9 protein-coding genes are annotated in these 8,756 nt (G+C 42.3%); 3 read left to right on the top strand and 6 right to left on the bottom strand.

The genetic code is table 11. The features are described from left to right. Positions 1–1,053 (top strand): N-acetylglucosamine-6-phosphate deacetylase (gene nagA / locus NJ959_RS21005; protein WP_254013694.1); only part of this gene is annotated, 1,053 nt, incomplete at its 5' end. A gap of 80 nt (positions 1,054–1,133) precedes the next feature. Here the strand turns inward: nagA and NJ959_RS21000 are convergent. From NJ959_RS21000 to NJ959_RS20985, 4 genes are all read right to left on the bottom strand, one after another. Next, positions 1,134–1,718, bottom strand: coding sequence for a hypothetical protein (locus tag NJ959_RS21000; RefSeq protein ID WP_254013693.1), 585 nt, complete (start codon positions 1,716–1,718; stop codon positions 1,134–1,136). Positions 1,719–1,813: 95 nt separating this feature from the next. After that, on the bottom strand, positions 1,814–3,805 hold the full coding sequence (locus NJ959_RS20995; protein ID WP_254013692.1) for a HEAT repeat domain-containing protein: 1,992 nt from the start codon (positions 3,803–3,805) through the stop codon (positions 1,814–1,816). Positions 3,806–3,899: 94 nt separating this feature from the next. Continuing rightward, entirely contained in the window at positions 3,900–4,469 is a 570-nt protein-coding gene (locus NJ959_RS20990; protein ID WP_254013691.1) for a shikimate kinase, read from the bottom strand. A gap of 143 nt (positions 4,470–4,612) precedes the next feature. After that, on the bottom strand, positions 4,613–5,887 hold the full coding sequence (locus NJ959_RS20985; RefSeq protein WP_254013690.1) for an RNA-guided endonuclease InsQ/TnpB family protein: 1,275 nt from the start codon (positions 5,885–5,887) through the stop codon (positions 4,613–4,615). Between the two features lie 64 nt (positions 5,888–5,951). On the opposite strand from NJ959_RS20985, the gene tnpA reads away from it, so the two are divergent. Together tnpA and NJ959_RS20975 are read left to right on the top strand one after the other, a co-directional pair. Then, positions 5,952–6,365 carry an IS200/IS605 family transposase gene (gene tnpA, locus NJ959_RS20980; RefSeq protein WP_254013689.1) on the top strand — a complete coding sequence of 138 codons (414 nt, stop codon included), beginning with the start codon at positions 5,952–5,954 and terminating at the stop codon, positions 6,363–6,365. Positions 6,366–7,037: 672 nt separating this feature from the next. Beyond that, positions 7,038–7,247 (top strand): hypothetical protein, encoded by a 210-nt coding sequence (locus NJ959_RS20975; RefSeq protein ID WP_254013688.1) that lies wholly within the window; start codon positions 7,038–7,040, stop codon positions 7,245–7,247. 178 nt (positions 7,248–7,425) lie between these two features. Here NJ959_RS20975 and NJ959_RS20970 read toward each other — a convergent pair whose 3' ends face one another. Together NJ959_RS20970 and NJ959_RS20965 are read right to left on the bottom strand one after the other, a co-directional pair. Then, positions 7,426–8,076, bottom strand: a complete 651-nt coding sequence (locus tag NJ959_RS20970; protein ID WP_254013687.1) for a hypothetical protein — start codon at positions 8,074–8,076, stop codon at positions 7,426–7,428. A gap of 6 nt (positions 8,077–8,082) precedes the next feature. Continuing rightward, on the bottom strand, positions 8,083–8,715 hold the full coding sequence (locus NJ959_RS20965) for a flavin prenyltransferase UbiX (RefSeq protein ID WP_254013695.1): 633 nt from the start codon (positions 8,713–8,715) through the stop codon (positions 8,083–8,085). Positions 8,716–8,756 lie beyond the last annotated feature (41 nt).

Below are 8,756 nucleotides of genomic sequence, written 5' to 3'. Positions count from 1 at the left end.
CTCCCCACTCCCCACTCCCCACTCCCTCTCTTAGATGTTGCTGGTGATTGGATATCTCTAGGAGGTATAGATTTACAGATTAATGGGGCTTTGGGTTTGGCGTTTCCGGATTTGTCTGTGGGAGATGAGGAAAAGTTACTGGAAATTTGTCAGTTTTTATGGCAAAAAGGGGTTGATGGTTTTTTGCCTACTATAGTTACGACTTCTGTCGATAAGATTCAGGAGTCGCTTTCGGTTATTGCTGATTTTTTAGCTTCTGGATTAGTAGATAGAGACTGTGCTGAAATCTTGGGCGTTCATTTGGAAGGTCCGTTTTTAAATTATCACAAACGGGGGGCACATCCTCCTGAATACTTACTACCACTAACTATTGAAAATATTAAGAGAGTCTTGGGAGATTATGCGGATTTAGTCAAGGTAGTTACTTTAGCACCGGAATTAGATGAAACTGGGGATGCGATCGCGTATTTGCGGTCTTTAGGGATTAGGATAAGTTTGGGTCATTCTCAGGCTACGGCTACGGAAGCGGAATCAGCTTTTTTATTGGGTGCTTCGATGGTGACTCATGCTTTTAATGCGATGCCGGGATTGCATCACCGGGAGCCGGGTTTATTGGGGGCGGCAATTACTCATCCTCATGTTTATTGTGGCATCATTGCTGATGGTCAACATGTTTGTCCAACTATGCTGGAAATTTTACTAAAGGCTAGTAATTATGAGGCAGGTTTGTTTTTAGTTAGTGATGCTTTATCGCCGTTAGGGTTACCGGATGGGATATATCCTTGGGATAGTCGGCAAATTGAGGTGAAACAGGGTACGGCACGGTTACCAGATGGTACTTTATCGGGGACGACATTACCTTTATTGACTGGAGTGCAGAATTTGGTAGAGTGGGGGCTGTGTGGAGTGGAAAGTGCGATCGCGCTGGCTACAGAATCGCCTCGCCAAGCTATCGGTTTGTCTGGTTTTTCTGTCGGTAATTCGGCTAATTTATTGCGCTGGCGTTGGGATGAGGAGATTTCTCAATTAACTTGGGAACGTTTGATATTTTGACTTTTAATGAAATCGTACAACAAACTTACAATCTCACTCGCTTTCAACAACAGGGTGGGCACTCCCCACCCTACAAAATTTTAACTCACAGAACGATCCAACCTCCCCAACAATTCCTCAACTGATAATTCAGGTAACTGCGACAGCAATAACCCCAAATCTTCCAGAGATAAAGCCAGTAAACTTGGAATAACATTAGTCAAACGTTCATCTAATTGACCAAAACGCATCCTCAAAACACTTTCCGCGAGTAACCGTTTGGATTCTCTTACACCATTATCATCCACAGAAACTGTCGCTAATTGCACCAACAACATGGTAAAATCCACCGCAGGTAAAACAGACACCGGACTGAGAAAAGCCCTAAAAACTGGATCTAAATCTCCCAATCGCACCCGGAGGAAGTTTTCTAATATATAACGATGCTCTTCAATTCTTCCTCGCTCAATACCCTGCTGAATTCCCCGTTGTTCGCCACGTTGTTCAGCCGCCGCTAAATGTTCTTGAAATAAAGGAGTAATTGCTCTCATCAACGTCTTATCCTCCTCGGCATCTAATTCTAACTTTTGTTCCCAATTCGCATCTAGATTCAATTTTAACTCATAAACCAACTCCAACGCATTTTCTCGCCAAGGATTATCCACAGGTAACGCAGCCAGAGACACAAGTGCCTCCTCTTGCACCTTCCCTCTCCCCAAAATTTGCCTATATTTTTAGAAGTGGTTAAGAAGAAGTGAGGTTTCTTGATATTCCCCATTCCCTATTCCAAAAAACCCACTCCCCCTTCCTTCCCATTAGCGATTGTCTCAGCAATTGCGGTTAATTTCATTGGATTATACAGTTGTCGTATAGCGATCGTGTTTTCTTTTTCTGACTCCTGCTGATTTAAGATACTGGCGAGATAATTTTTGCAGGCTTCTTCATACTTATCGCCAGAAATAGGAGCATCCGGTGAAAGAGTTGTTTGGCGCGAAATTAGGAATTTTTCAAGTTGTTGGGGTTTAAGGGGTTGAAGAATATAAGTTTTGATCGGGGATGAAGGCAGCCAATCTAAGGGCTGGGTAGCGATGAGAATGTTACACTTTGAGTAATTTTTCACAAAACTGGCAATATTGACTCGGATCTGGGGTTTCATTTCGCTGAAGCCATCTATATAAATATCAAGGGCACGGTTTTTTATTAAGTTTTGCAGTAATTTAGGATCTTGGTTGGATATGGGAAGTTTCTCTTGAATTGCTTCCATCACTCCTGTTTCACATTTCTCCCCTAGCAGGTAGACTATATTCCGTTTGGAAAATTTGGCTAAATGGCGCATAAACATGGATTTACCGACTCCAGATTCTCCTTCGATGACGATGCGAAATTTTCCAGATGGTATGGGTTTTTTAATCGGTTGAGCTTCTTTATTTGTTCTGAGATTGAATTCTATATCTGTAAAATAAGCTTGGGAGTCAAAGTTATCTAAATTCCCATCGGCTAAGAGGGAATCTTTGAAGGGGGAGCATAAATGGAAACTGAGAAAGGGAATTTTAGTTATGGCGAAACCGATATAGCCTAATCCAAATATTTTCCGCATCCATGGATTCCAAAAAAAGATGGCTTGCACTTGGGGGGATTTGGGATAAATACAGAATAAGCCAATCCAAATTAGGGTGTGAATTAGCCAAATATTCAACCCTATCTTAATAGAGAGATGTTTTAAACAGAAGCTATTGTTATTCTGGCTAAATCTAACCGGAAAACAAATAATAATCTTTTCGTCTTTTATAAAAGTTTTCGCTACATCTAAAGCCTTTTGAGCTATTTCTAAATCTGATGGAGATGACTGATTCTTTTGTGACTGAAGATGGGAGGCAATATCGCGCAAAGCATAAGCTGCACTAGTGCGAACAGAAATATCTTTATCTTGATTTAGGGCAGTAATAAGCTGAGGTATAGTCATCTTAGCAGACTCTTTCATCTCTCCCAAAGCAGAAGCTGCTGCACTGCGAATATTAGCCTCTTTATTCTGTTGGAGAATTTGAAGAAGTTGAGGGATGGCAAATTTAGCTGTCTCTCCCATATTTCCCAAAGACGAAGCGGCATTTCTGCGAATATCAGAATCAGTTTTGAGGGATAGAATAAGCTCAGGTATCGCCGAAGCTGCTATTTTTTTCATATTTCCTAAAGCAGATGCTGCATTACTGCGAACATTAGGATCTTTATCCTGTTTTAGGGATAGAATAAGCTGAGGTACAGCCGCTTTACCTGTCTCTTGCATATTTCCTAAAGCAGAAGCGGCGCTACTTCTAACATTAGGATCTTTATCCTGTTTCAGGGATGTAATAAGCTGGGGTACAGCGGCATTTGCTGATTTTTTCATCTTGCCCAAGGCATCAGCCGCACTCAGGCGAACATTGGGATCTTTATCTTGTTTTAGGGATGTAATAAGCTGAGGTACAGCCGCTTTAGCTGTTTCTCCCATATAGATTAAAGCAGAAGCAGCATCGCGGCGAATATTAGGATCTTTGTCTTGCTGGAGGGTTTTAATTATAGATTGAACAGATTTTGAACCGCACTCTGCTAAACTATATGTTGCCTTTAATGAAATTGAACTATCACTATCCTTAATTTTGGCGATATTTTCCTTAATCTTCCCTTCCGTACAATTATTTTGTGCCCAAGCAGAATTACTCAGCAACAGAGATAATGAGCTGCCAAACAGTAATATCTGAAGCGAGACGGATATTTTTTTATGGATGTGCCTAATCATCTGTACTTTGGCTATAACTGACCATCCCTAGTATAAGTAGTATTGCTGTATAAGTCTTAACATTCTTACTTCATCAGATTCCATCAGAGAAAAATCAATCAAGTGGATATTTGGGATTTTTAAGCACCGTAGGAATTTCAGCAATTATTCGGGCTGCGATCGCGTCAGGTGTATCATTAGTACTAATCTGAATATGTAGATCGGCTTGGGCATAGAGATTGCGTCTTCGATTGAGTAGCTTTTGCAATGCTGATACTGGATCGGCCGTTTGCAGTAGGGGACGAGTGGTATCATCTTGCAAGCGCTCGACTAACACCTCCACTGAGGCATCCAGCCAAATAACCAAGCCATGGCGCAGATAACTCCAATTCATCTGACGTAGTACAATGCCACCACCCGTAGCAACGACTAACTTTGTATAAGCAGATAAATCGGACAAAACCAAAGCTTCTAATTCCCGAAACGACTCTTCGCCATCATCAGCAAAAATTTCTTTAATCGTTTTTCCGGCAACTTTCTCAATTAGCGAGTCGGTATCAAAAAAACGGTAGCCCAACTCAGTCGCCAGTAAATTCCCTACCGTTGTCTTCCCAGCACCCATCATCCCGATTAAAAAAACACTCGTTCCTTTTAACAAATCTTTTACCAAATCAACCGCCCTCATTAACTATGTTTGACAATTCTCTATTAGACATCTCCAGAAAAGATTTTCTTTCGGCAGGGGAGACACCTGCCCCACATGTATTTTTGGAGATATCTATATTGATTGACACTCCCCGGCGTGAACGCACGGGGATTCTTAAGAAACTACCAAACGGTAATTCTTAAGGGCGCTGTCAAAACGCCCCTACCAACTCCGTCAAGGTCAAGCCCTAACATCGTCGCTACTTTTCTCAAAATATTGGCTGCTCCATTGCAGTCAGCATTGATGTACCAGTTCTTTAGCCCAGTCCGGTACAGACCCCGTTTTACCCGTCTACCCGTTTCCTTCCACCCTATCTCCTGCGGAGACGCTACGCGAACAGGTTTTTCACCGATTGTAGGTAGAAAATCACGGTCTACAAATGAAGCCTTAGACGTGTAGCTTTCCTCGGTTTCAACAAACTGAATCCCATGCTGTTCACACAATTGAGCGATCCGTTTTTTTAATCGGCCGGTAGGGATTTGCACAAATTTTTGATTTGTTTTCTTCCCCATATTGGCAGAATCTTTTTGCCTTTTGTTCCAGCCAAAAACGATAACGCCAATACCGTTTTTAAGGCAGTGATTGACCACTAGACAAGCAGCTTTATTAACGGCATCCCGCATTTGTCGATTTCGTTTCTCAGTCAAACTGGCTAACTGATGTGACCAAAACCCGTTATGCTTGCCCTCCATCAAAACCGCTACGCGCTTGTTGTACCATTGATTGACAGACTTTAGATGCTTGCCGTCAACGATAAAGCTTGTACCTGCATTAGAAACGCAAGTAAGCCAGTTATCAATCCCGTGGTCAATTCCTAGCGCTTTTTTGCTGTCTACCAACGCCTGTACATCAACGGTCTTGTAGACAAACTCAGCATAAAAACACCCGTTACGCGGCAAAATGCGAACTTCTCGAATATCGGCATACTCAAGGTTTGAGGGCATTTTGAGCTGAAAGTTTTTCAATCCGAACCACGCTTGCACCTTTCGCCCTAGAGGAATTACGATTTGATCATCGACTAACTTTTTCCCTAGAGCTTGTTTTGGATAAGCGACCAAATGAAGTCCACCCTTTTCTCGGTAGCCTGGAAATTTTGGCTCGAATTCTAGCCCACCCTCCGAGAACAACTTAAGAAGCGCTTTGAACGATTTAACCGACTCCCCAACCGCGCCACAAGTCTGTTGGGCTGCTTGAGCGCATAACGCACCGTAATGTGGATTACGCTTTAATTCGTCGTTCAGGTCAAACGGTCGAACATACTGGTTCGCCTTGAAGTAGATCTGACGTGCGTAATAAACAGCACAATTATGGAGCTTGTTGGACTCCCCGCAAATGAATTCAAGAACTGCCCTCAACTCTGGATCAGGTTTGATTAACACCTGCTGAGATCCAAACACTTCAGCCTCCTTTTAGTTTATAAAATATGTTGAATATACAATATAAATAAACATATCACGAACTATGGCAAGTTTATCTAAAGAAGATTTAGAGTATCGGCACGAAAGTAATGCCGTTTCTCTGATCAATCTGCATTTTGTGTTTATCCCTAAGCGTCGCAAGGCTGTTCTGGTTGGGAAGATTGCGGAACGGTTGCAGGAAATAATTTTTGATTTAGTGGTAGAGCATCGGTGGAAGCTCATCGCTCTTGAGATCATGCCTGATCGCGTTCACTTATTGCTGAACATCAAGCCTGTGGATTCTGCTAGCGGGGTAATGAATAAGGTCAAGGGCAGAGCTTCTCACCATTTACGTGCTGAATTCCCTGAACTTAAGCGATTGCCTACCCTTTGGACTCCTAGTTATTTTGTAGGCAGCGTCGGAAACGTTTCGACGGAAACAGTCAGAAAATATATTGAGGGACAAAAGGGTAAATAAACCGGAGTACGCGCAACCTCAAGGTTGCTGCTGCGTTTCATCCCCGGCTTAAAAGACCGGGGTTCTCACGCGAAGCGTTATAGAATACCTGTAGGGTGTGGAGGTAGCATGGGGGTGTGAGTAATTCTACCGCAGGGGTAGAAAATCTTCCTAACCCCTCACCCCTAACCTCTCTTTGCGATCTTACTTACTATCCTGACGGCGGATTTAACATATCAAAACATAAACACTACAATTTCTAATTAATTTTAATAAAAGTTAGGGATATTTTACAATATTTATTGATTTTGAGCGCCAATCTTGGTTTTCCGCTCTTTATTGCCCCAATTGGCGAGCCAAAATGCCACATAAGGGTTTCAGCAACCGAGCTGGAGGAACGCGCTGTGAGTGTTTTCTGTAATAAAAGTATAGGCGATCGCGTTTTGTAAAAAAAAACATCAGTAAAAACCGAGAGTGGTAGTTGACAAGCCAGTATATTCCCCATTGAGTTGTGCTAGACTTCTAGAGGACTTCATCTAAACTTCATAAAAGCTTTACACAAGCTTGATGATAGAGAGAAACAAATCTCATAGTTGAAGCGACAGATCCCTCGGTGTCGAAGCTATCCTCCAATAAAGCATCTTTGTTGAGCTATGTTGGAGTTTGTAATTGCCAATTAGGAAAATAGGGCAAATGGTCATGATTCGTAATGTTGTTCAACAGGCACTTTCTACCGGATATTTGACATTAGAAGCAGAGGCTCAATTGCGGCAAATGCTGACTAAGCGATATGATATAGAAGATCTTAAAGCCTTTATGAACTTACAGCAGGCTGCCATGACAGGTATTGTCAAACAAGAATCTCGCGAATTGTTTCATTCTCAAGTATGTTCAGTCCATTGATAGTGGAAAATTTGATTGCATTAGTTAATCCAAGTTGCTAGTTATAAACTGAAATTTTGATCGAATTGCTAATAGCTAATAGCTATTAGCTAGATTTTTACTTTATCCTATTGGCTATTAGTCATTAGCCCGTCTTCAGACTTAACCATATAACTGGCAACTTACGTTAGGCTCGCAGTCAAGGTTTGGGTTGACGATTAAAATCTTCTTCATCCTTAAATCCCCAATCCTCATCGTCGTTATCGTCTTGAGGAGAATCGGGAGATTTTTGGTAAGGTGGCACAATCACTCGATAGTTAGCATCATAAACTCCATCAGTTTTGCCAACCTCTGACTTACCCTTTTCTCGGTAGGTGTAGGAATAGACTGAGCCACTTTTTGAAGTGCTAGCGGGCTGTTGATTTGCTTCATAATTACTTCGTTGCGATTCTCCCTCTGCTTCTCGATCGAAATTCCAGTCTCTATCAGAGGATTCCTCCCAATCTGAAGCAGAATTAGGAGTACGATTAGGTTGATTTGGTGGAGAATAAGAGGCTTTCGGTGTTTCAGAGGAAAAACCCTCACTCCGCACTCCACGAGAGCGAGCTGACACCCGGTTGAATTGCCATTCTCTCTGGTTACCACTTTGCAGGTAGCTCAGAAATTGTAGGACAAAACTAGTAACTGCGCCAGATGCGATCGCGCCCCCAATCCATACTGTTAGCGGTAGCCTTGGCATCTCTATCCCTAAAAATACCAGAGCGATAACGGGTGATGACAAATTCGACAGGATAAATAGGGCGAATACACCCCCTACCATAAATATTAATATAATTCGATTTACAGGCATAATTTATTAATGTCCCTCCCAGCGATTGATGGGAATACAATCAATGTCTAGTTGATCTAAAGTACGGGATACCACAAAATCTACTAAATCCTCAATAGTTTGAGGCTTGTGATACCAAGCGGGGATTGCTGGTACAATTCTGACACCTGCTTCTGCCAGAGTAGTGAGATTGCGCAAGTGAATCAAGCTAAAGGGAGTTTCACGGGGGACAATAACCAGTTTACGCCCTTCTTTGAGTTGAACATCGGCAGCTCGCTCTAGCAAATCGGAACTTAATCCATTCGCAATTTTAGCTACAGTACTCATACTACAAGGAATAATGACCATCCCTAAAGTACGGAAAGAGCCACTAGCAATAGTTGCTCCCACATCTCCCCAGCGATGACATCTTAGCTTACCTCCGGCAGATACTCCCGCTTCTTCACGCCAGAATTCCTCTTGTGGATCTAATTCTGCTGGCATTCGGATATTTTGCTCGGCTTGCCAAACCATATAGGCAGATTTTGAGGCAACCAGATCGATAGTATAATCAGCTTCTAGGAGAAACTTGATAGTACGGACAGCGTAGATTAAGCCAGAGGCTCCAGTAATACCTAGAATTAGGGGTAAAGTGGAATTTGTTGCTTCAGTTGGGGACACTATATTTTTAATGGGGGAATAGGGAGTGGGGAGTGGGGAAT

The organism is Limnofasciculus baicalensis BBK-W-15 (genome assembly GCF_024178385.1).
GTDB lineage: Bacteria > Cyanobacteriota > Cyanobacteriia > Cyanobacteriales > Coleofasciculaceae > Limnofasciculus > Limnofasciculus baicalensis.
Note: the sequence above shows the minus strand (reverse complement) of the source record. Positions and strands in the feature narration are given on the sequence as shown.